The 21,868-nt window shown below is 53.4% G+C and carries 22 protein-coding genes; 6 read left to right on the forward strand and 16 right to left on the reverse strand.

The genetic code is table 11. The features are described 5' to 3' along the window. Positions 1-17 precede the first annotated feature (17 nt). Positions 18-779: a helix-turn-helix domain-containing protein gene (locus FFS57_RS01605; RefSeq protein ID WP_137936006.1), complete on the reverse strand. Its 762-nt coding sequence runs from the start codon at positions 777-779 to the stop codon at positions 18-20. On the opposite strand from FFS57_RS01605, the gene FFS57_RS01610 reads away from it, so the two are divergent. Further along, positions 778-1,707, forward strand: a complete 930-nt coding sequence (locus FFS57_RS01610; protein ID WP_137936007.1) for an alkaline phytoceramidase — start codon at positions 778-780, stop codon at positions 1,705-1,707. The genes FFS57_RS01605 and FFS57_RS01610 overlap by 2 nt on opposite strands. Here the strand turns inward: FFS57_RS01610 and FFS57_RS01615 are convergent, their stop codons facing one another. Then, positions 1,708-2,193 carry a DUF456 domain-containing protein gene (locus FFS57_RS01615; RefSeq protein WP_137936008.1) on the reverse strand — a complete coding sequence of 162 codons (486 nt, stop codon included), beginning with the start codon at positions 2,191-2,193 and terminating at the stop codon, positions 1,708-1,710. It lies immediately after the preceding gene. A gap of 70 nt (positions 2,194-2,263) precedes the next feature. Next, positions 2,264-2,581 carry an MGMT family protein gene (locus tag FFS57_RS01620; protein WP_137936009.1) on the reverse strand — a complete coding sequence of 106 codons (318 nt, stop codon included), beginning with the start codon at positions 2,579-2,581 and terminating at the stop codon, positions 2,264-2,266. Between the two features lie 101 nt (positions 2,582-2,682). Here FFS57_RS01620 and FFS57_RS01625 point away from each other — a divergent pair, with 101 nt between their 5' ends. Further along, on the forward strand, positions 2,683-3,171 hold the full coding sequence (locus FFS57_RS01625; protein ID WP_171013504.1) for a thioredoxin family protein: 489 nt from the start codon (positions 2,683-2,685) through the stop codon (positions 3,169-3,171). Between the two features lie 44 nt (positions 3,172-3,215). Here FFS57_RS01625 and ilvD read toward each other — a convergent pair whose 3' ends face one another. The 11 genes from ilvD to FFS57_RS01680 form a co-directional block, all read right to left on the reverse strand. Further along, positions 3,216-5,075 carry a dihydroxy-acid dehydratase gene (gene ilvD, locus FFS57_RS01630; RefSeq protein WP_137936011.1) on the reverse strand — a complete coding sequence of 620 codons (1,860 nt, stop codon included), beginning with the start codon at positions 5,073-5,075 and terminating at the stop codon, positions 3,216-3,218. Positions 5,076-5,299: 224 nt separating this feature from the next. Next, positions 5,300-5,761, reverse strand: a complete 462-nt coding sequence (locus FFS57_RS01635) for a TerB family tellurite resistance protein (protein WP_137936012.1) — start codon at positions 5,759-5,761, stop codon at positions 5,300-5,302. A gap of 60 nt (positions 5,762-5,821) precedes the next feature. Further along, complete coding sequence (locus tag FFS57_RS01640) at positions 5,822-7,645, reverse strand: ATP-binding protein (RefSeq protein WP_137936013.1); 1,824 nt, start codon at positions 7,643-7,645, stop codon at positions 5,822-5,824. A 4-nt stretch (positions 7,646-7,649) separates the two neighbouring features. Continuing rightward, positions 7,650-8,354 carry a PspA/IM30 family protein gene (locus FFS57_RS01645; RefSeq protein ID WP_137936014.1) on the reverse strand — a complete coding sequence of 235 codons (705 nt, stop codon included), beginning with the start codon at positions 8,352-8,354 and terminating at the stop codon, positions 7,650-7,652. Further along, positions 8,341-9,234, reverse strand: coding sequence for a hypothetical protein (locus FFS57_RS01650; protein WP_137936015.1), 894 nt, complete (start codon positions 9,232-9,234; stop codon positions 8,341-8,343). Before FFS57_RS01650 ends, FFS57_RS01645 begins: the two co-directional genes overlap by 14 nt. A 58-nt stretch (positions 9,235-9,292) precedes the next feature. Then, positions 9,293-10,147: a hypothetical protein gene (locus FFS57_RS01655; protein WP_137936016.1), complete on the reverse strand. Its 855-nt coding sequence runs from the start codon at positions 10,145-10,147 to the stop codon at positions 9,293-9,295. 49 nt (positions 10,148-10,196) lie between these two features. Next, positions 10,197-11,033 carry an ABC transporter ATP-binding protein gene (locus FFS57_RS01660; RefSeq protein ID WP_137936017.1) on the reverse strand — a complete coding sequence of 279 codons (837 nt, stop codon included), beginning with the start codon at positions 11,031-11,033 and terminating at the stop codon, positions 10,197-10,199. Beyond that, the gene (locus FFS57_RS01665; RefSeq protein ID WP_137936018.1) at positions 11,030-11,842 is read right to left on the reverse strand and encodes an ABC transporter permease; all 813 of its coding nucleotides are present in this window, start codon (positions 11,840-11,842) and stop codon (positions 11,030-11,032) included. The genes FFS57_RS01660 and FFS57_RS01665 overlap by 4 nt, the downstream gene beginning before the upstream one ends. Positions 11,843-11,852: 10 nt before the next feature. After that, positions 11,853-13,541, reverse strand: coding sequence for a phosphate ABC transporter substrate-binding/OmpA family protein (locus FFS57_RS01670; RefSeq protein ID WP_137936019.1), 1,689 nt, complete (start codon positions 13,539-13,541; stop codon positions 11,853-11,855). 70 nt (positions 13,542-13,611) lie between these two features. After that, complete coding sequence (locus FFS57_RS01675; RefSeq protein WP_171013505.1) at positions 13,612-14,298, reverse strand: flotillin family protein; 687 nt, start codon at positions 14,296-14,298, stop codon at positions 13,612-13,614. 191 nt (positions 14,299-14,489) lie between these two features. Continuing rightward, positions 14,490-15,650, reverse strand: a complete 1,161-nt coding sequence (locus tag FFS57_RS01680) for a benzoate/H(+) symporter BenE family transporter (RefSeq protein ID WP_137936021.1) — start codon at positions 15,648-15,650, stop codon at positions 14,490-14,492. Between the two features lie 173 nt (positions 15,651-15,823). Here FFS57_RS01680 and lgt point away from each other — a divergent pair, with 173 nt between their 5' ends. From lgt to FFS57_RS01700, 4 genes are all read left to right on the forward strand, one after another. Beyond that, the gene (gene lgt, locus FFS57_RS01685) at positions 15,824-16,675 is read left to right on the forward strand and encodes a prolipoprotein diacylglyceryl transferase (RefSeq protein WP_137936022.1); all 852 of its coding nucleotides are present in this window, start codon (positions 15,824-15,826) and stop codon (positions 16,673-16,675) included. Between the two features lie 171 nt (positions 16,676-16,846). After that, on the forward strand, positions 16,847-17,476 hold the full coding sequence (gene yfcF / locus FFS57_RS01690; protein ID WP_137936023.1) for a glutathione transferase: 630 nt from the start codon (positions 16,847-16,849) through the stop codon (positions 17,474-17,476). Positions 17,477-17,650: 174 nt separating this feature from the next. Next, positions 17,651-18,448, forward strand: coding sequence for a hypothetical protein (locus FFS57_RS01695; RefSeq protein WP_137936024.1), 798 nt, complete (start codon positions 17,651-17,653; stop codon positions 18,446-18,448). Positions 18,449-18,539: 91 nt separating this feature from the next. Beyond that, on the forward strand, positions 18,540-19,193 hold the full coding sequence (locus FFS57_RS01700) for a phage tail protein (protein ID WP_249383845.1): 654 nt from the start codon (positions 18,540-18,542) through the stop codon (positions 19,191-19,193). An 83-nt stretch (positions 19,194-19,276) separates the two neighbouring features. Here FFS57_RS01700 and corA read toward each other — a convergent pair whose 3' ends face one another. Both corA and ppx read right to left on the reverse strand, forming a co-directional pair. Further along, positions 19,277-20,347, reverse strand: coding sequence for a magnesium/cobalt transporter CorA (gene corA / locus FFS57_RS01705; protein WP_137936025.1), 1,071 nt, complete (start codon positions 20,345-20,347; stop codon positions 19,277-19,279). Beyond that, positions 20,331-21,824, reverse strand: coding sequence for an exopolyphosphatase (gene ppx, locus FFS57_RS01710; protein WP_137936026.1), 1,494 nt, complete (start codon positions 21,822-21,824; stop codon positions 20,331-20,333). The genes corA and ppx overlap by 17 nt, the downstream gene beginning before the upstream one ends. Positions 21,825-21,868 lie beyond the last annotated feature (44 nt).

Consider the following 21,868-nt stretch of genomic DNA (forward strand, 5'->3'; position numbering starts at 1 on the left):
CGTGACCGCCGGTTTTTTTATGCGCCAGGGAATCGCCGTGGATCAGGTTCCCGACGCAGCGCCTCAAAGGCGCTCAGCTCCCAGCTACGAATCGCCAATAGCAGGCTGCTGCCAAATCGGGTCGATTCCGGGGCATCGGTGCTTTCCTGGTGCAGTTCGGCAAACTCTTGTGCCAGTCGGCGCATACGCTGCTGCAATTTCGCATTTGCCTCCGGTGTCAGCATGCCATGTACAAACAACAATTGTTCGCCCGATTGATCAAACTTGGTATTCAGAAAATCATCCCGTACCCGCTGGCGGAAGAAATATTCAATTGGACCACTGGGCAACCATGAAAAATCACGCGCCACCTTAAGTCGAACCCGATTTCCAGGCATCAAATCGATCAATCCCAAACGGTCCAACCGCAACATATGCTGGATACACTCGGCCTCTGTCAACCGATACGTCGCCACAATCCGTGATGCAGTCCAGTGATTGATGATACAAACTGCAACCAACAGCAAAGTACTATCAGACACCAGTTCCTTTTCTTGCGCTGCAGTCAAGTGACGTACAGTGGCTTCGTGTTCTGTGGCCAAACGGGCCAGATCACTCAATTCCATATCCAGCAGACCACACAACTCTTCCAACCTGGTCAGAGTCATTTCCTTACGTGACAACAGGCGTTTGACGCTGGATTCTGACAGATTAATGCGCTGGGCAACATCCGCATAAGTCAAACCATAGGCGCGCAGTTGCCGTTTCAGAGTATCGATCAAGTGATTGGATTGGGCCATGACAAAGTACCAGATTCTGATACGACAGAGCCTATCCAATACCACACTTGCAAGCAAGCTTTACGCTAGGGTGAACATCATCGAAAGTGGCGCGGTTACTTACTCTAATTCCAATACCGTGACACTTGCCCGCCCTCACTTGATTCCAATTGCAGTATCACTTTTACTCTTGATCGTATTTTTACTTCACGGCCCAATTGGTCAACTTGATCATTATCACGACTTTGCCGATCAGCGCAGTCTCGGTGGCATTCCGCATGCCATGGATGTCTGGTCAAACGTCGGTTTTGCCATTGTTGGCACCTTAGGCTTAGCAGTCTGCTGGATGGGCCGCCGTCAATTAGGCGCTCGAACAGCTGGCTACACCATATTTTTTGCCGCCATGCTGATGACCGCTTTTGGCTCCAGCTGGTACCACATCGCCCCAGATAACAGCCGACTGGTTTGGGACCGCCTGCCAATTGCGGTGGCGTGTGCCGGGATCATGTCTGCCGCATGGGCAGAATTTGTTAACAGCAAACAAGCTCGATTTGCTCTACCGTGGCTGCTCTTGGGTGCCTGTTTGAGTGTGGCATGGTGGCACGTGACAGAATTGACTGGTATGGGGGACCTGCGCCCTTATCTCTGGCTGCAGGCCTTGCCACTGATTACTGTTCCCTTGTTGCTCTGGAAAAGCCCAAAGCGTCCAGCACGGGCCGGCGCCTGGACCATTGCCATTCTGTGCTATGTCTTGGCCAAAGGGTTTGAACTGGCAGATCATGCAATCTTTGATCTGCTTCATTTGATTAGTGGCCACACCTTCAAGCACCTGTTCGCCACGTTAGCAGCATGGGCCATTTACTGGCGTCTCCAACAGCTTGTTTCAACTGACACAAGTTATGAGCCAGTGACCCAACACAAGCTATCTATGATCAGCAAGGCCCATTGATCAGAACACCAATGCCAGTATGAAAATACCCAGCATGGTAAATCCGAGGGCAACCTTGGCTGCCATTCCAAGCACGACACCGACCCATGCTGCGGCACCCACTTTGCCAGCACGGACCATATCCTTGCGAACCAGGTATTCACCCAACAATGCACCAACGAAGGGTCCTAGTAAAATGCCCGGCAGACCACCAAAAATGCCCACGACAGCACCGATTGTGGCACCCCATACGGCCTGTTTACTGGCCCCAGCTTTTTGTGCACCAAAGCTGCCAGCCACAAAGTCGATCACCTGTGACAGTATCATCAGTACTGTCAGTACAATCAGCGTACCCCAGCCAACCTTATCAAAACCGTCAATCCATGCGCCAAGACCCATACCAGCCAACATGACCGGCGTACCTGGTAACAATGGCAGGACATTGCCAGCCAACCCAATTACGATCAGTGCACCGGCCAACAGCCACCACCATGTTGTTGCATCCACATTTCACTCCATTTTTTGGACGTATTGAAAACATTTCAACTTCTGGGCAATCCATATTTTGCACGGATGATCAATCCGCTATCCAACCAAAGCGTTTAAGGTCAATTCGACCAGCATCATTGAATGCAACTCCTTCCTCTTCCAGCAATATACGCTGATATTCATCACACCCATCCAGGCCACGTGGGCTGATTCGACCCTGACTATTGACCACTCGCCACCACGGAATATTCACGCCGTCCGGCATTTGACGCAGTGCGTAACCCACCAGACGGGATCGGCGCGGTAGTCCCGCCAATTCGGCGACCTGCCCGTAAGTGACAACATACCCTTGTGGCACTTGACGAATCACCTGATAGAAGCGCGCATAAGTATCTGTTGAGGACATCTTATCCCTATATCCTTTTATAACGTTTGGCAGACATCAGGATAGCCTAGGCTATGATAGCCAGCCGCAACACCCCTATACATCGATTGAGGATGCTATCAATGAAGAAAACTTTGGCTGCCTTGCTATTGTTCACATCTACCTGGGTTGGCGCAGGAACTTTACAAGTGCCGTTGGATAAAACCAAACCCTTTCCCTACAACGAACAGGCTGACGCAAAAGCCGACCTCCGAGCAGTCCAGACCGCAGCCCGTGTCGATGGCAAGAAGGTGCTGGTGGTATTTGGCGCCAATTGGTGCCCAGATTGTCGTGGCCTATCTCAGGAATTGGTATCCGGTGAAACAGCCAAGATTGTGGCCTCATCCTATCATGTGGTGAAGATCAATTTGGGGCGCTGGGACAAAAACCTGGACATCGCTGACATTTACGGCAAACCACAGGCGAAAGGAATTCCCGCGTTGGTGGTGTTGGACCAAGAAGGTGTACTACTAAAAACAATGGATGGCGAAGCGTTGGATAAAGTTCGCGAAGGGCATGATGCAGATATTGCCAAGTTTCTAAAAGAACAGGTAAACAAAAAAGCATCTTGAACATGAATCGGTGCCGATAATCGGCACCGATTCATCAGCCATGCTTAACGATGACGCTCGACCTGGGTTACGTCACGCACAGCTCCGGTATCCGCTGATGTCGCCATGGCAGCATAGGCACGCAAGGCTGCCGATACCGGGCGATTACGGTTCAGTGGCTTCCAGGCATCTTTGCCTTTTGCCTCCATCGCTGTCCGACGTTTGGCCAACACATCATCAGCCACCTGTAAGCTGATCGTCCGGTTAGGAATGTCGATATCGATGGTGTCGCCCTCTTCCACCAAGCCAATCAATCCTCCCTCCGCGGCTTCCGGGCTGACATGGCCAATGCTCAAACCAGAAGTACCACCGGAAAAACGGCCATCTGTCAGCAAAGCACAGGCTTTGCCCAACCCTTTCGATTTCAGGTAGCTGGTGGGGTATAGCATCTCCTGCATGCCTGGGCCACCTTTGGGGCCTTCATAACGGATCAGCACAACATCGCCAGCTACGATCTGATCCGCCAAAATGGCTTCTACCGCAGCATCCTGGCTTTCAAAGATGCATGCCCGGCCAGTGAACTTGAGGATGGAATCATCCACGCCCGCTGTTTTCACAATACAGCCACGTTCTGCAATGTTGCCGTACAACACAGCCAGACCGCCGTCTTGCGAATAGGCATTGGCTTTGTCGCGGATGCAGCCACCCGCTCTGTCGATATCCAGGTCCGGATATCGCATGCTCTGGCTGAAAGCGATGGTTGTGGGAATACCACCTGGCGCAGCACGGAAGAACTGGCGCACTGCATCGCTGCAACTGGCACGCATCACGTCATATTGATCCAACGCTACGCCCATATTGGGGCTATGCACCGTGTGTACCTCACGGTTGATCAGACCGGCTCGGTCCAACTCGCCCAAGATGCCCATGACGCCACCCGCGCGGTGCACATCTTCCATATGGTATTTTTGGGTAGCCGGTGCCACCTTGGCCAGACATGGCACGCGACGGGACATGCGGTCGATATCCTTCATCGTAAACGGTACATTGGCTTCTGCTGCGGCTGCCAGCAAATGCAATACCGTGTTGGTGGACCCACCCATCGCAATATCCAGCGCAATCGCGTTCTCGAAAGCTTCAAAGCTGGCGATTGAGCGCGGCAGCACGCTGTAGTCGTCCTGCTCGTAGTGGCGGCGGGCCAGCTCCACAATCAGCCGGCCCGCTTTCAGAAACAATTCCTTACGGTCGCCATGGGTCGCGACTGTTGAACCATTGCCCGGTAACGACAAACCCAAAGCTTCGGTCAGACAGTTCATCGAATTGGCAGTAAACATGCCGGAGCAAGAACCGCAGGTTGGGCAGGCAGAACGTTCAATTGCGGCAACCTCTTCGTCACTGACCTTATCGTCTGCTGCTTCCACCATCGCATCCACCAGATCCAATGCCCGTGTTTCTCCATGCCAGTTGACCTTGCCAGCTTCCATTGGCCCGCCGGACACGAATACCACTGGAATATTCAAGCGCAGTGCTGCCATCAGCATACCTGGCGTGATTTTGTCGCAGTTCGAGATACAAACCAACGCATCGGCACAGTGGGCATTCACCATGTATTCGACCGAATCCGCAATCAGATCGCGTGATGGCAACGAATACAGCATGCCACCGTGACCCATGGCAATACCGTCATCAACGGCAATGGTATTGAATTCCTTGGCAACGCCGCCGGCCTTTTCAATTTCCCGCGCCACCAGTTGGCCCAGGTTATGCAAGTGAACATGGCCAGGAACAAACTGGGTAAACGAGTTGGCAATGGCAATGATCGGCTTCTGGAAATCTTCATCCTTCATGCCGGTGGCACGCCATAATGCGCGTGCACCAGCCATGTTGCGACCATGTGTGGTAGTACGGGAACGGTAAACGGGCATAGCAACCTCAATCGATTCGGAAACAGTCAGGCCTGCTGTGCAGCGCACAGCAATGTCTTGGGCGTCGCTGTGGGTGATGCGACGAAGTGGCAGGGTTAGCCAGAAGTCACGGTGCTTGCCCGGATGAGAGCAAGCACCATGCGGTCATTCAAGTGTTGATGTGATTGTAACAAAAACAACGGTGATACGAATGCGGACAAACCGTTAGGAGCTACGTGCAACCTTCATACCTTGCCGGGATGCATGCCTGCGGCCACTTCACCCAGTGCAGCCACATTTTCAATACGCGAGATCTGTTGCAACAGGTGGTCGGCGACCTGATCCTCAACGACTGCCAGCTCATTTTCCATCATGCCTAAAGCCTTGCCATACTCAACAATGCGCGCCCTTTCAGTGGTGGAATACTGGCCATCTGCATAAGCCAGCAACAGGCAGGAATGGAGGAATGCGCGTTTCAGTTCTGGCGTATTGAAATTATCTGCCAAGGCTGACAGATCCAGCTTGACGGATACCAACTCCTGAAAAGTGGTCAGTGCCTGGCTATCTGCCTGGCAGGCTTGGTAGAAGCCGTTGAGCATGACCCGCTCAGCATCATGTACGCCATCGACCAATGACAGCTCGTGCATGGCACGAACCAGCAGCTGGACGTGATTGATGTTCAACTCGATATTCATGGTGGAGATCATGGTCTTCCTCTCGTTTCGAAATAGTGCAATCCGTTGAGCGTCATCGCCTCGATATCAGGGCTAAAGCCGCAATTCACGCTTCAGTTCCCGCAGACGCTGATGTATCTGTTCTTGTGTGTAATCACGGTAGCGGGCCGGCAACATACTGCGACGGGATGCTTCAAATACGGCTTGCAGCTCCATGTACTCCAGCATCGCGCTATCACGTGAGGGCATGTAATCCTGCGCTGCAGTGTCCAGAATCGGCAACGTAATGGCCTTGCCATCCGCCAGTGCGTGCGCCAACAACGCCACCGCTTCCAGATCCGCATTGGCGTAGCCAGTCAGCCGGCTCAAAACCGGGTCAGCTTGAGACCAGTCGAAACCGCTCGTCAGGCGATGCCGGGCGAACAGCGCTTGCAAAATGGCCGATACTTCATCGACCGAATCCGGGTAGAAAAACGGTATCTTGCGATCAAGCCGACCGGCCCGTTTGATGTCGATATCCAGTTTGTCTGGTCGATTGGTCATCATCACAAACAACACCACCCCCCGGTTTTCCGGGTCGCTCATGAATGCCTTAAGCCGGGCGATGATTCGCGAAGAAGTACCGCCATCTGTGTCTTCAGAGCCCCCGCCAAAGCTGCGATCACCTTCGTCGATGATCAGAACAATAGGGCCCAGTGCTTTGACCATGCCCAATACCTTTTCCAGATTGGCTTCTGACGAACCCACCCACTTGGATCGGAAGTTCTTGAGCGTGACTGCACTCAAACCCGCACTTTTGACAAAACAATTGGCCACGAAGGTTTTACCAGTCCCCATTGGGCCAACAAACAGCAAACCCATCGGTACCCTTGTCTTGTCACCGCTACGGATCGCAGCAGCAATCTGCTCCAGCTCTGCCTTCAGCCCTTCGTTCCCACCCACAGCCGACAAATCGTGGCGAGAATCGACAAACTCAATCAACCCTTCGCACTCTTTCTCGATGATCTCCCGCTTGCGGGCATACACCAGATCCAGTACTTCTGCATAGGGATCGCTGCTGGCTGAATGTTGCTGCTGGATATCAGGGTTCAACAGGTGGCGGATTTCGTCGGCATCCATACCACGTGTCAGCAGGGTCAATTTGTCGGCACGGGTGCTGACATCCACCGAATCCGCCAACAGGGACAAAATCAACACACGTCGATCGTCATCGCTCAAGTCATCTGCCCTTGGCGACAGAATCTGGGCAATCTGCACAGCACGTAGCCCTGCGGTATGTTCTGCCAAGCGTTGCACTTGTGTTGACGGCATGGTCGTATCGCATTGCTGGATGACGGTTTCACGCAAGACCCGATCGGGTAACGGTATTTCGACAGCCGCCACACGTGGGTTGGCTACAATTTTGGCATTCAGCTCGGTCAGAGATTCGGTCAGCAAAAACACCACATTATCCTTGCGATGCAATTGCGGGCTAAGTGTCCAACGGTGAAGCCGGATGGCGGCAAAACGATCCGCGTGCGTCAGCATGCTCTCATCACCTGGTGGGGCGACACTGCTGGCGTAGGGTATGATCAACGCCGTGCGATCCTGGGCCATCAATTCAGGCTCCAGCTTGGCCAATACCTCATCGGGCAAAGCCCCGGCTGGCAACGAAGTAACTGGCGACATGACTGCCCGCTTGGCATAACGCACACCAGCCGACGGGTCGTAAACAATGATTGTCTGCTTGTTGTCCTTCAGCAATACATCCGTCAAGAAATCGACCAGTGTGTAATAGTGCCCGTCGTAAAGCTGCTCATCGAACACATTGTGATGCAGCACAAACATGGAAGCTTCACCACTCACATATTTGCGGCGAACATTTTCGGCCCAACCAGGCAAAGCTGGTCTTGCAGGCAACGACGGCGGGGTCATCATGACATTACATCTGCTTGCCAGCAGCAGCCTGGGCGCGCTGCCGCTTCAACTCGTCCAATTGGGCACGGGCAGTCACCGTACCAGTTTGTTGACGCAGTTTATCCAGACGCACATCCAGATCGGTATCGCGTAGTTCCTTGCCCAAATTGGCCTCGGCAATAGTGGTTTTGATGTGCTCACGAACACGGTCCAGCGCTTGCACGTCAGCCTCAACACTCAAACCTTCCAGTTGCGATTGAATCTGGATCCGGGCCTGGGCGCTTTGCATCTTGGCCAGCATCCGGTCACGCTCATCCTTGAGTTTGCCAATTTCACCCTGCACAGCCAGCAAGGCATTCTTGGCATCATCAGCATCAGATTTGGCCTGCTCTGCCTCGCCCACCAAGCCATTCAGATCGGCCTCGATCGCACTTTTCTTTTGCAACAGCACCAGCGCCAAGTCATCCTGATTGGTGGCCAATGCTGTCTCCAGCTCGCGCGTGACCTGGTCAAGCGCTTTGCGTTCGGTATTCACCCGGCCATCGATTTCGTCACGACGACGGATGATTGCTGCTGTCGCCGACTTCAAGCGGGTGTATTTGGTCACCATGCCATTGATGGCGTTCTCATAGGCTATTTCGGGATGTTCTTTTTCAACATCGGCAATCCACAGCGATACAAAACCACTCCACAGGTTACCCAAACGGGCAAAAAAATTAACATTCGCCATGTTTCGCTCCTATTTCTGTCAGATTCATTAAGGGGTCATGATTAACCCGCTCGAAAAAAGTTCGGTGATCTTCGGCAAAACGCTTGAAGCCCTGATGCAACTGCGCACGCAATACGTCATGCATAGCTGTCGGCACATTGCGGAAGGCCAGTCTCGCACCTTGTGTTGCCCAATCGAAATGGTCTGCCTCTGCGCCACCACCATGTCCGGAATGAATGGCAAGCCATTGGTATGCCACATGGTCTTGCCCGGCAATATTGACCCGGGTGTTTTTCAATGTCTGTACAAGCGTCGGCGCGTAGAAACACAGCGTTTCGTCAATGATGGAAAATTCACGATCCGCCAATAATTCGGAACCCAGGTGATAACCAATGCAGCTGAAAATGGCCGGTAAGTCATCTGCCGTACCAACGCCATACCCTTCGGCGACACGGGCATTCAATAATGTCAGCCATTCAGGTTCATGCAACAGGGCATTGAGGTCGGCATGCTGTAGAGGATTGGCAGCGGTCTCAACATCGATCACCCCTTTCAGCATGGATTGCGCCAGACAGCGGTGTGTATCACGGTGGACGGTATCGCGGTCATCGAACTCATCACGTGCAGCATCAAAGAAAAAGCTGGCCACAAATACGCTACGATCTGCCAATGCGGCCACTGGTTGCGTCGCATCATTGAACAGACCACGGGAACGGCCGATTTTACCGGCCAACGATGCGACACCTGAGCCAAAAAAACCGTTCCAGCTAGCATAGCGCCCAAGGAAACGAATGCGCGTCAGCGGGGCCTGTAATGCATCGGTCAGGGTATCTTTGACCAAGGCCTCGTGCAGTCCAAAATCGCACAATGCTTTCAGTTCCGAAACGGTGATGTTGCCCATAGCCTCTTCCTTACGTCGATCAATTGAAGCGATTCATTGGGTCGGCCAAGCTAACCGTTCAGTGACTGACATTCACGGTTGCTTTACCTGCAGCGGGTCGAATTGGCTCACGCAATTCGGCCTCATAACCACTACACAATTCTTCCTCCAGGCGCAGGCGATCAATGGCCTCTTGCAGCCTGCCTCCTCCTTCATTAAAGGCAGGGACGGCAATCACTGCCTGATAGATTTCCTCCACCGCATCTGGCAATGATAGCAGCGCAGCTTCCACAGCCGCTTTCCGCCCAGTCAAACGTTGGTGGCGCTGGCGAAGTTCTTCCAGATCGGCTCGCGCTTTCAACAAGCTATGCTGATCGCCACCACCGGCCGCAATCTGGCTATCGATCTGTTCAATCTTGCGTGTCAATTTGGCCTCATCCACGCTTTCCTGTCGGGATGCAATACTCAGACGTGCCAACCAAAGACTCATGAAATCCACCGGTGCATCTTCCAGTCTGGCCATATCATGGGAAGGAATGGCCGTTTCACGGTGAGATGCTGCGGCAATGATCGCCATAATGCGCTCTTGTATTTGTACCAGCACCCGCCAATTCGGATGCCCTTCATTGCAATGACGCAGGATTTCTGATCGTAGTTGCGCCATGCGCAAATCGCGTTGGCGATTCCGATAGGCCCGATCCACCTTGGCACGGAAGGTTGAAGATGATGGAATGAATGTTGCGGCAATGATTTCGCCAGCAACAAATGCAATGGCCGGCAAAATTGCGCCGGACAGGCCGAATGGTATGGCAAGCAAAGCGCTGGTCGCTGCCGTACCCAAAAAAGCATAGAAATTGGGCTGGCTCCGCAGCATCTCCTTCAGATAGGACGGTTGTTCTGTTTGGCCGGTCGTCCAGCCATTCTGCTCGCTCAAGGTACTACTGCTCCTACTCGGACATTTTCCATATCAAGGTGGTTCGACTTCAGACCGATACCGCTACCGTGCCGCGCCGATTACCACTATGCAGTGTCGCCAATACGCGCTCCTCCATTTTGATGGCTTCAGCTGATCGCAGCCATTGCTCACCGCGCGGTCTCAGCGCATGGATATTGAAGTCATCAGCAATTTTTGCCGGCTGGGTCGACAACACAATTACGCGATCCCCCAGTATCAAGGCTTCAGTGACATCATGGGTTACAAAGATGGTCAGGCAAGGTGAATCATGGTGCAGCTTGGCCAACAGCTGCTGCATTTCGGCGCGGGTCTGTGCGTCCAGCGCACCAAATGGCTCATCCATCAACAGGATTCGCGGCCTAAGGACGAGTGCCCTGGCCAACGCCACCCGCTGATTCTGCCCACCGGACAATTGCCCAGGAAGATTCCGCTTGCGGTCAGCCAAGCCGACCGCTTCCAGCATTGCATCCACTCTGTCGGTCCACTCCTTTTGTGGCACACTCTGGCGCCAGCGAGCAAAACGAAAAGGTAGTGCAACGTTGTCCCATACCGTCAGATCCGGTCGGTTGGCATAGCGCTGGAACACCATCACCACGTCATCATGAGCCGCCGTACATGGCTGACCGTCAATCAGCACCTCACCTGTAGTAGGTGTATCGACACCAAATGGGCGCACCCCACCCATCATGTGTAACAAGGTCGATTTGCCACATCCTGACGGCCCCAACAACATGTTGATGCCAGGTTTGTCGAAGCGTAGGGAAACATCATTGATGACGGTGATGGGTTGACGGCTGCCATCACGGGCCGGATATTGCTGCACGATGTTACGCAGCTCGACACTGATGGCCGGCGCAGTGCTCATAACTGGGTTTCCCATGGGTAAAGTCGGCGCTTGGCGTATTGCATCCCCTGATAGGTGGCAAGGGCCAGTGCAATGATGACGATAATGCCGGCAAACACCTGATCCATCGCCGAGAAACGTCGTGCGTTCTGAATCAACTGGCCAAGGCCTTCCTGAGCATTGACGTACTCTGCAACAGTGATATAAGTCCACATCACGGACACCGACACGATCACGGCATCCGCAATACGCGGCATCGACAGCGGCAGTACCGAATGACGTACCGCCTCCCACGGCGTAGCGCCAAGGTCACGGGCACTGATCCAATAGGCTTGCGGTACGGCACGCACAGCATCACGTACCATGGGAATCAGGTACACCACGGCCCCTACGAACAGAAACAGGATCTTCATCCATTCACCAATCCCGAACCACATCACCATGATTGGCAGCAAAGCCACCACTGGCGCCGACCTGAAAGGATCAATCAATGGCGACAAGGTAGCATTGACCCGTGGTGAGGCCCCCATCAACACGCCGACAGGGATACCGATCATCAGCACCAGGACACCTGCAGCCAGTACCCGCCCAACGGACCAGAGCGTGGCGGTCAACAGCAAACTGGTCTGACGCTCGCCATCCCAAACCAAGTATGTCAATGCTTTGGCCACCTGCCATGGTGCTGGCAACTTGTTGGGGCCTACCAGACCGGAACCAGCTAGTGCGCTCCAAACCATCAGGACAACCAATACCGCTAAAATACCCAGCCAGCGACGCTGGCTGGCGTCAAGCAACGCATAGGGATTCCAGAAACTCTTCGCGTCTGACATGGTTACCCACTCAGCGGGTCAATACAGCCGTACGGGTTGTACGGTTCAAGGCACGGCAGTCTTCAACCGTCAACTCTTCCGCCGCTGCATTGCGTTCGTCACACAACGGCTTGTCCGGGCCGTTGCCGAGGATTTTGAACCGGGCTCGGTCAAACTCCCATTGACTGACCAAGTAGTTCACCACCGCCTGAGCACGGGCTTGCGACAGGCGCATATTGGTGTCTCGCGCTCCAGTTGCATCCGTATTCCCAGAGATTTCAAAATAAGCCGATCCATTGTTTTCAATGAAAGGCACCATTTCGTCATCAATGGTCTTCTGCGCCCGCTTGGTCAACTCAGCTGATCCGCTGGCAAATCCGACCCGCACCGGTTTGGTCACGGTGGCTTCTTTGCTCGCAGCTGCTTCACGGCCCGTATCGCTGAAACTGTACTCAGGTTTGGTCGCGGCTTGCTGAGCAGCCTTGTTCTTGTCCAGCAATGTCTTTATGTAGCGCAGATCAACCGAATCCTGCGGCTCAATGACCGGAGATTTGGGGTTGGCCAAGGCACCGGCAGCACGGTAAATGCCATCAAAACGACGGTAAACCCGCTCGTAGTGGTTGGTACCACCCGCCAGACCCAGAATCCGCGCGTTGTCTTCCAAGCCCGTCCATACCAGATTATTGAACAAGCTCTTGATGAACGGTTTGCCTTGATCTTTGGCCAGCAGGGCAAAAAACTCCTCGGTGTTCACCAAGGCTTCTACTGCATCGTCTGGTTTGGCCTTGGCCGCATCGATACCTGCCATCCAACCACTGACAAAACCCTGGATTGCCGCTTGGTTGACCGGATCCTGCAACACGCGCTGGTCACACACCATGACGTCGTAAATCAGATTGGAAGCTGTCTTTGTGGAATACACCACCTTGGCACCAGGAATCTTTTTCAGCGCAAGTGACAGGTCGGGATCCCACAATGCAGCGGCATCGACATTACCAGCCTCCAGTGCGGCACGAACCCCGGCCGTACCTTCCTCTGCGTTGATGAAGACCATCTTCACCGATGCCTTTTTACGAGCAGTGAGACTGGAGCTATCCAGCGCATCAATCACCATGCCGTGTGAAGGGGTGAACTGCAACATGGCGATGTTGCGCCCGGCCAGATCTTCCACACTCTTGATGGCTGGATCACGGGTGATGATGGCATCTGCCCCCTGTGTGTTATCGACCACCATGACCGCGCGTGCATCCAAGCCAGCATTGCGCAGATTAGGCTGCTCCTGAGCCCAGAAATCCGAGGTACGCCATGCACAATGGGCAGCTTTGGATTCAAAAATGGTCGACAAGGTAGGGATATCGTCCTGAATTACCAACTTTACTTGCACCCCCTGCCGATCAAAGATTGAGCCGGACTGGGTAGTCAATGACTTACCGTTGGCCACCAGCGCTGGAGCATAACCGTGAAAGCTGACAATGCTGACCTTCAAAGGATTGCCATTGCTACCCAAAGTGCCTGACACTTTTTCCGGTGCAGATGGCGTAGCTTTACCTGAAGTAGCTGTTACATCAGTCCGCTGACCAGCATCAGCACCACTCATCGGTTGCGAATTACTCATGCGCTGTACGATGTCTTTCAAGCCGAAATGCCAGGCGACTGCTGTCGCACTACCCAGCACGGCTACCGTAATCAGGCCTTTGGCCAAAGGAGTCAGTCTTGCCATAGTTGTCGTGTGTCGTCCGAAGAAAATTGAAAAACCGAGCCGCATTCATGTTGACTGCGGTAATGAGAATTCATGCGGCAGGCGTACCAAAAATGCGCCGGATTTCCTCTAACCTGCCGATTTCCACTTGTAGTCGGGCGGTTTCACGCTCTGCGGCCTCCCGTGTCGCTCTGGCCTGGTGTTCAGACTCGGCCTTTTCATTGGCGGCCCGAGCCAGTTCCCGCTCCATCAATGCTTCCAGGTCTGTCATTTGCTGGCGGATACGTGCGACGCTCTCTTGTAGCACCTGTTCCCGCTCGATAATGGCTTGCTGCGTCGCTTGTTCGGCCGAAGCAACGGCAGCCATGATTTGCTGCTTCGCTTTCTCCAGCGCCTGCACTTTGATTGTTGCATCAGCAACCGAATCATCGATGGTCCAGCTTTCATCTGCCGCATCCAGTGCCAGCACCGCTGCTTTACGGGTATTTGCATCCAATGCCAGTAACCCGTCCAATACTTTCAGCAGTTTTTCAGCAGCAAAGGGAGAAGGGGGAATATTGAACGCACTGTAGATTTCTTCCAATGGCCGTTGCTCGGTCACACCTTCAGCTACCGGCACAGGTATTTGCGCTGGGATTTCCAGAGTAAACGGTTCAATTGGCACGTCACGCCCAGGGACATCGTCACCTGTATTGATAAGTGATTTGGTCTCAGCAACCTGGGGGTCGTTCGGGACATCATCCAGTTCAATCAATCCAACCTTGTGCAGTGCGCGCATGAAGCCACTCACGTGATACTCCCTTTGATTTTATTGATCGTATCGAGCGTCATCCACCCCATGCAAGCGAACATCATGGGCTGCATGCTGTAGTCAGACCGCCATCACAGGCGATCTCAGTATACACCGCCAGCCTAGGCTGGCGCAGTGTGTTGCATTGCATATGCAGTGTGCCAACCAACAGCGTCTTCTCACCGTCTTGTTACCATCACGCAACGGGTCAGTAAACCCATCACCACCCCCCAGAATGCAGAGCCAATCCCAAGCAAAGTCACCCCGGATGCGGTTACCAGAAAAGCTACCAAAGCAGGTTCCCGTTCAGTTTCATCGTGTAATGCGGTCGACAGGCCACGTCCGATCGTGGGCAATAATGCCAAGCCGGCAATAGAGATGATCAACTCACGCGGAAAGGCCTGGAATACATCGACAATCACCGGTGCCACCAGTGCCAAGGCAATATATAGCGCACCGGCGCCAACAGCTGCCCAGTAACGTTTACCTGCATCGGGATGAACTTCAGCACCCATGCACAGCGCTGCCGTGATGGCGGCCAGATTCAGACCAAAGGCACCAAACGGAGCGAACACCAGCGTAGTCAACCCTGTCAGGGTAATGATGCGTGAAATGGGGGCAGGATAGTGGAACGCCTTCAGTACAGCCACACCTGGCACATTTTGTGAAGCCATGGTGACCACGAACAAAGGCAAAGCAATGCTGATGATATCGGTGAATACAAATTGTGGTGTAGTCCAGATCGGCAGATTGAACGTCCCCATTGCTTGGGGTAGCGGCAGTTGCCCACATAAGGCGGCGGCGGCGACACCCACCGCCAGCACCCATGGCACAGCAAAGCGCGGTGACCAGCGTTTGCCCAAAAAATAGGTCAGTACCATGCTACCAACGATCGGGAATGCCGTCTGAAGACCTGCGAAAGTCTCCAGTGCAAACTTGACTAGTACGCCGGCCAGCAAGGCACTGGCCAATGCTGCCGGGATACGATGCATACCACGTTCGAACCAGCCCGATACCCCCATGAGCGTCAACAATATCCCACACACCACAAATGCACCAATCGCACTAGGCAAACTACCCTGATGCGCAGTAACGGCCAACAGGGCAGCCCCTGGTGTCGACCAGGCAGTGACAATCGGCATCCGTAACCAAAGGCTCGGCAGCAAGGTGGTCAACCCCATCCCCAGACACAGCACTACAGTCATAGAAATGATGTGTTCGCGGTCCATTCCCATAGCTTGGCCGGCCTGCACCACGATGGCGTAAGAGCTGGTGAACCCAACCAGCACCGTCACCACGGCGGCGGTTGCAATGGTCAAGGCGTGAGAACGCACACTCATAAATACCTTTCAATCATTCATATCCGGTTATAGCCATGCTATATGGTGATTATGGGGCCGATTAGGAAAACTTGGATAGCACCTTTCACGTTCCATGCCGCATCAGCTCATCACCTTTCATTAAGTGGCTGTGTATAATTTGCGACTTTCCTTTGTAAGCCGAGTACACCGCCATGATCACCCACCCACAATTTGACGCCGTGGCGATCCACTTGGGGCCATTGGCCATCCGTTGGTATGGGTTGATGTATCTGGTCGGATTCATCCTGTTCATCGTCTTGGGGCGCATGCGCATCAAACGCCGTCCTGACTTGGGCTGGGATAATCGCCAACTGGATGACTTGCTGTTCTACGGTGTGCTAGGTGTCGTACTGGGTGGACGCCTGGGATACGTGTTGTTCTACAAATTTGGCGATTACCTGAGTAATCCAGCAGCGATTCTGAAAGTCTGGGAAGGCGGTATGTCCTTCCATGGTGGCTTTTTGGGCGTATTGGCAGCAATGTGGCTGTTTGGCCGCAAAACTGGCAAGACGTTTTGGCAAGTAGCGGATTTTGTCGCACCACTGGTCCCCACCGGCTTGCTGGCTGGCCGTATCGGTAACTTCATCAACGGCGAGTTATGGGGTCGTGTTACCACACCTGACTCCCCCTGGGCCATGTTGTTCCCACAAGCAGCACGTGAAGATATCAACGCAGCCGCCAGCAACCCACAATGGCAAAGCTGGCTGCTGCAGTATGGTGCCTTGCCACGGCATGCCTCGCAGTTATACCAAGCTGCACTGGAAGGTCTGTGCCTGTTCCTTATTCTGTGGGCCTTTTCTGCCAAGCCACGGCCATCTGCTCAAGTGTCAGCCGTATTCCTGATCGGTTATGGCAGCTTCCGCTTCATTTCAGAATTCGCTCGCGAACCAGACAGCTTTCTGGGTTTACTGGCCATGCAATTGAGCATGGGGCAATGGCTAAGCCTGCCGATGATCATTGCGGGTATTGGTTTGTTTGTCTGGGCGGGGCGCAAACAAGCCTGATTGAGCAAGACCACCCAAAGAAACGGGATGGGCTGGCATACTAGCCCATTTTTCATGCCCGACAGTGCAGGAGCACTTTTTCAGATGCATACCTGCCATGCATCAATGACATTGCCAATCGTTGCCTAACGCCATTAGGCTCCTTGTTCACCTAGAACTATGGAGCCAACAATGTCTTCCCAACCCATCACGCTTTATGTGGATGCCCACTTCACCAGCCCCTACGCCATGTCGGTATTTGTTGGCCTACATGAGAAAAAGCTGCCATTCGAACTAGTCACCGTCGATCTCTACGCTGGTGCCAATCGCGAACCCCATTTTACCGGCACCTCGTTGACACAACGGGTACCCACGTTGGTGCATGGCGATTTTGCGCTTTCGGAGTCATCCGCCATCACCGAATACCTGGACGAGACCTTTGATGGTGTTGCACTTTACCCGCGGGAACCACAACAACGTGCACGAGTGCGTCAAGTACAAGCTTGGCTACGCAGTGATCTGATGCCAATTCGTGAGGAGCGCCCGACCACAACCATTTTCTATCAACCCAGTACAATCCCGCTATCTGACAAAGCGCAACAAGCCGCCAAGAAATTGATCTTTGCGGCCGAATCGCTATTGCAAGGTCGGGACACCCTGTGTGAGGAATGGAGTATTGCCGATGTGGACTTGGCGCTCATGCTGAACCGGTTGGCAATGAATGGTGATCCCTTGTCACCACAGCTTGCCGACTATGCCAAACACCAATGGCAACGACCCTCAGTCCAATTATGGGTGAATCGGCAACGCCCCGCCTACTAACACCGTCATGTGCCCGGCTGCTGCTCGGTCCGGGCCGTCAGATTTATTTACATATTCGATTTAATTTACATTCCAATAAAATAACAAGTAATTGATTAAAAATAAATATAACGCATTGGTGCAACCATTGCTTTCAGCACTGCATGCACATCTACCGCATAAAGGAGTCATGCCATGCTGCGTCGTCCCAAGCTGTGTGCTCTTGCTGTAACCGGCCTCATTGCCGCCTCTATCCACACCAGTTACGCCAGCCCATTCACCAGTTCACTATCCGCAACTGCCAGCAGCAGCTTTGATCTGATCAATTCGCTGGCACCAATAGGTACCGCACAACAATCTGGCTCCATTTTTCACACTGCTGGCGGTGTCATAACCAGCAGTGTATTCAACGGTGTCAGCATTACGCCCGGCTCGATCAACGGCGGCCTTACCGATGTTGGGGATGGCGTAGGCATGTCGATCGATGCCAATGGAAGCGGCCAGAGCGGGGTATCAGAAAATGGTGGTATTTTTGGCGATTGGCAAATGTCATTGCAGAATACGTCTGCCGTAGACACGCTATTCATCAGGCTTGCCCTGCATGTCGTCTACGATGGCCCGGCCGCATTTGGGCAGGATGCTTTCATGCTGTTTGATGTGTCCATTCAGGATAGTGGACTCAACGAATTGTTGTTCAGCCATCGATTGGCAGACTCGCTCAATGGTGACAATCCACCAGGAGACAGCAACCCGGGTCATATTGATATATCGCTGCTTCCAGGGCAATCAGCCAGCTATACCGGGGTAGTAAGAGCACGTGGCGGCGCGTTTGCTTTCGATTCCTCCTACAATGGCTTCATGAATGCCTCGTTCAGTATCGAGAGTGTACGAACCAGCCGACGGAACATCCCAGAACCATTCCCGCTGTTACTGATCGGAACGGGCTTGCTCAGCATCGCATGGCAACGTTCGAAATCCAGCTTCTCTAAATAAATTGATACCCCATTCAGCAATACCTACTGCGGCATCAACCCAGCAGCGGGCCGGGCCACGTCGCTGTTTCATTAACCGATAGGAGCTTGTCATGATTCGCATGCAACATCATTTGTTGATTAGCACTGTCTTGTTGGTCACGCCACTGTCTGCGACGCTGGCTTGTTCTTCAGAACCCATCCTGGGATCCATCTGTACCGTTGGATTCACCTTCTGTCCGCGCGGCTGGGCAGAGGCCAACGGGCAATTGCTTTCCATCGCACAGAATACGGCTTTGTTTGCATTACTGGGTACAACTTATGGTGGCAATGGGCAAACCACCTTTGCGTTACCCGATCTACGCGGCAGAGCCATCGCTCATACAGGGCAAGGGCCAGGCCTATCCAATCTGGACCAAGGGCAGGTCTTGGGAAGTGAAAATACCACGTTGATCGTCAACAATCTGCCACCTCACAATCACAGCGCCAGTTCCAACGCCGCCATCACAGCCAAGCTTCGTGGCAGCAGTGGCAATGGATCGACCGACAGCCCTGCTGGTGGTGTGCTGGCGAAGCAAGCCCGCACCAACATCTATGGCGCCGGACCGGCCGATACGGACATGGGACCATCAGCCATTGCTGTTAATGCGACGGTGGCAACCACAACCAGCAACACCGGTGGTGGCCAACCATTCGACAATCATCAGCCCACTTTAGTCATGCGACAGTGCATTGCTCTGGAAGGCATTTTCCCTTCCCGAAATTGACCACTGGCATGCCACAGGCCAAAACAAACGGGGCGCAACGTGTCAGCGTTACACCCCGTCATATTGAAATATCATCAACCCTACTACAACCAGCGACGTCGCCAGAACGAATAGCCCATCACCGATGCAATTACCACCAGTAAACCCAGTACGCCAAAGTAGCCCCAATGCCACTCCAACTCCGGCATGTATTTGAAGTTCATGCCATAAATCCCGGTAATTAACGTCAGCGGCAAGAAGATCGTGGTAATCGCGGTCAAAAAGCGCATTTCGACATTCAGGCGATTTGACAGCGCGGATAGATAGATATCCTGCATACCCGCGATCAGATCTCGGATAACCTCGGTGGATTCGATCACATGCACAGTGTGATCATAGACATCACGCAGGTAAAGTCGGGTATCTGCACCAAACAGATCATGCTCACCACGAGCCAGCGTACTGAACAGCTCGCGCAGCGGCCATAACGAGCGTTTCAGCAACAAGGTATCTGCCTTCAGTATATGAATACGCGGCAACAGCTTGTGACTGGGACGTTGTAGCAATTCATCCTCTAGCCTTTCAGTGGCATCATTGACTCGCTCCAACACGACAAAGTAGTAGTCAACAATCGCATCCAGAATGGAATAGGCGAGATAGTCCGCACCGGATCTACGTAATAGGCCGGTGCCCGCACTCAAACGCTGGCGAAGGTCCGCCAGTTTGCCTGTTGGCCGTTCTTGAAAAGTCAGTACCCAATTCGGCCCCACCGCCAGGCTGACCTGTTCGGAAAACAGATTGCCATGGGTGTCACAGTCAAACACCCGAGCCACAATGTATAAATAGTGACCGTAATCCTCCAGCTTGGGACGCTGATCGGTATTCAGAATGTCTTCCAGTGTCAATGGGTGCAGATTGAAGCGCTCACCGATCTCAGCCATGATCTCTGGCTCATGCAGGCCGTGCACATTCAGCCAATATACGCCGCCATTCGGCTGATAAGCTTTGCCCTCTTCCAGGCTACGAAAATGCGTCTCCCGATACCGCTCAACATCATATTCGATCAAGGTGATCGCTGGCACGTCCGTTTTCACGTCACCGATGTGTATCAATGCGCCCGGGCCTTGGCCAGTTTTGCGCAGGCGGTCTTTGTAGAGCTTACGCGCTCTTGCCATGACGAATCTCCAAGCCCAATCCAACGGCTTGCCAGAATTCAGCTTCCTGCTTCAATGCCATATCCGTCAATGGACTGTGTTCCAGCCATTTGCGATCGATCGTCAGCGTAAAACCCTTGTTACCATTGATGACCAGCTGGATATCGGGCAGCTTGACGTCCATCCGGCTCCGGAAGAACAAGGCTCCCAGACGGATCGCTACGATGCGAGACCATTCGGTCAGACTGGCACCTTTAAGCTGCTTCCCAAGATTACCGCGATGGGCCAGTGCCATGCGCGACAACGCCAACTGCTCTGGCTTGGAAAAACCAGGCATGTCGGCATTTTCAAGAATATAGGCTGAGTGCTTGTGATAACCCGTGTGTGATACCGATAAGCCGATTTCATGCAGTTTGGCCGCCCAGCTGATGATTTGTAGCGCCTGCTCATGGTCACCTTCCAGCTGCCTTGCCAGCTGTAGGTAAAGCTTCACGGCCAGGTTCATCACGCGTTCGGTCTGACCGATATCCACATGATAACGGCGTTTGAACTGCGCCACCGTCACATCACGCATGTCCTTGTGATGGTGGCGCCCCAATAAATCCCACAATACTCCTTCGCGTAGCGCACCATTGGCTGTGATCATCTGTTTGATGCCCAGCTCGGCAAACGCTGCATACATGATGCAGAAACCACCCACGATCACCGGGGCGCGATCAGGCCGTAAACCATTGAGTTTAAGATCCGCAATATTCCCCTGAGCAAGCAACATATCACGTACACGCTCCATGCCTTCAGCGGTGATGCCATTGGTACTCAGGTCGTTCAATTCCATAATGTCAGCCAGGGACCTGGCTGTACCGGAAGTGCCGACCGCCTGTTGCCAATGGGTCGCATGGAACTCGCCGACTATACGAACGATTTCATTGCGTGCGGCCAGCTCTGCTGCCCGCATTGCCTGCTTGGTGATCTTGCCATCAGGAAAAAAGCGCCGTGTATAGCTGACGCACCCCATGTAAAGACTCTCAGTCTTTTGCGGTTTAAGTTGACTACCAATGATGAATTCCGTCGACCCACCTCCAATGTCGATCACCAGACGTTTTTCCTTAGTGGCAGGTAGACTATGTGCTGCACCCAGGTAAATCAGGCGTGCCTCTTCACGACCAGCAATGATCTCAATTGGGAAATCGCCCAAAGCCTGTTCAAAACGCGGCATGAATTCGGAAGCGTTCAACGCTACCCGCAACGTATTGGTACCAACAATGCGGACCGCCTCCTTTGGCAGGCCACGCAAACGCTCACCAAACCGGCGTAGGCATTGCACAGCACGTTGAATGGCTGCCTCTTCCAACCAATCATCAGCGGTCAAGCCGGCCCCAAGTCGAACAGGGTCTTTCAGGGTATCAAGGGGATAGATCTGATCGTCGACAACACGGGCAACCTGCAGCCGAAAGCTGTTGGAACCCAAGTCAACTGCGGCAATAGTGGGAAAATTCATCGATAGGAAAATGCCGCTCACATATCGCAAGCGGCTTCAAAAAT

Source organism: Chitinivorax sp. B (assembly GCF_005503445.1).
Classification (GTDB): domain Bacteria; phylum Pseudomonadota; class Gammaproteobacteria; order Burkholderiales; family SCOH01; genus Chitinivorax.

Bases quoted from the DNA above. Each gene is read 5' to 3' on its own strand.
- yfcF (WP_137936023.1), top strand. From the start codon at position 16,847: ATGTCTTCCCAACCCATCACGCTTTATGTGGATGCCCACTTCACCAGC.
- FFS57_RS01645 (WP_137936014.1), bottom strand. From the start codon at position 8,354: ATGGCGAATGTTAATTTTTTTGCCCGTTTGGGTAACCTGTGGAGTGGT.
- FFS57_RS01610 (WP_137936007.1), top strand. From the start codon at position 778: ATGACAAAGTACCAGATTCTGATACGACAGAGCCTATCCAATACCACA.
- FFS57_RS01625 (WP_171013504.1), top strand. From the start codon at position 2,683: ATGAAGAAAACTTTGGCTGCCTTGCTATTGTTCACATCTACCTGGGTT.
- FFS57_RS01605 (WP_137936006.1), bottom strand. From the start codon at position 779: ATGGCCCAATCCAATCACTTGATCGATACTCTGAAACGGCAACTGCGC.
- FFS57_RS01675 (WP_171013505.1), bottom strand. From the start codon at position 14,298: ATGCGCGCACTGCACAAGGTTGGATTGATTGAACTGGATGATGTCCCG.
- FFS57_RS01680 (WP_137936021.1), bottom strand. From the start codon at position 15,650: ATGAGTGTGCGTTCTCACGCCTTGACCATTGCAACCGCCGCCGTGGTG.
- FFS57_RS01620 (WP_137936009.1), bottom strand. From the start codon at position 2,581: ATGTCCTCAACAGATACTTATGCGCGCTTCTATCAGGTGATTCGTCAA.
- FFS57_RS01670 (WP_137936019.1), bottom strand. From the start codon at position 13,541: ATGGCAAGACTGACTCCTTTGGCCAAAGGCCTGATTACGGTAGCCGTG.
- FFS57_RS01635 (WP_137936012.1), bottom strand. From the start codon at position 5,761: ATGATCTCCACCATGAATATCGAGTTGAACATCAATCACGTCCAGCTG.
- FFS57_RS01695 (WP_137936024.1), top strand. From the start codon at position 17,651: ATGCTGCGTCGTCCCAAGCTGTGTGCTCTTGCTGTAACCGGCCTCATT.
- FFS57_RS01700 (WP_249383845.1), top strand. From the start codon at position 18,540: ATGATTCGCATGCAACATCATTTGTTGATTAGCACTGTCTTGTTGGTC.
- lgt (WP_137936022.1), top strand. From the start codon at position 15,824: ATGATCACCCACCCACAATTTGACGCCGTGGCGATCCACTTGGGGCCA.
- ilvD (WP_137936011.1), bottom strand. From the start codon at position 5,075: ATGCCCGTTTACCGTTCCCGTACTACCACACATGGTCGCAACATGGCT.
- FFS57_RS01640 (WP_137936013.1), bottom strand. From the start codon at position 7,645: ATGATGACCCCGCCGTCGTTGCCTGCAAGACCAGCTTTGCCTGGTTGG.
- ppx (WP_137936026.1), bottom strand. From the start codon at position 21,824: ATGAATTTTCCCACTATTGCCGCAGTTGACTTGGGTTCCAACAGCTTT.
- corA (WP_137936025.1), bottom strand. From the start codon at position 20,347: ATGGCAAGAGCGCGTAAGCTCTACAAAGACCGCCTGCGCAAAACTGGC.
- FFS57_RS01665 (WP_137936018.1), bottom strand. From the start codon at position 11,842: ATGTCAGACGCGAAGAGTTTCTGGAATCCCTATGCGTTGCTTGACGCC.
- FFS57_RS01650 (WP_137936015.1), bottom strand. From the start codon at position 9,234: ATGGGCAACATCACCGTTTCGGAACTGAAAGCATTGTGCGATTTTGGA.
- FFS57_RS01660 (WP_137936017.1), bottom strand. From the start codon at position 11,033: ATGAGCACTGCGCCGGCCATCAGTGTCGAGCTGCGTAACATCGTGCAG.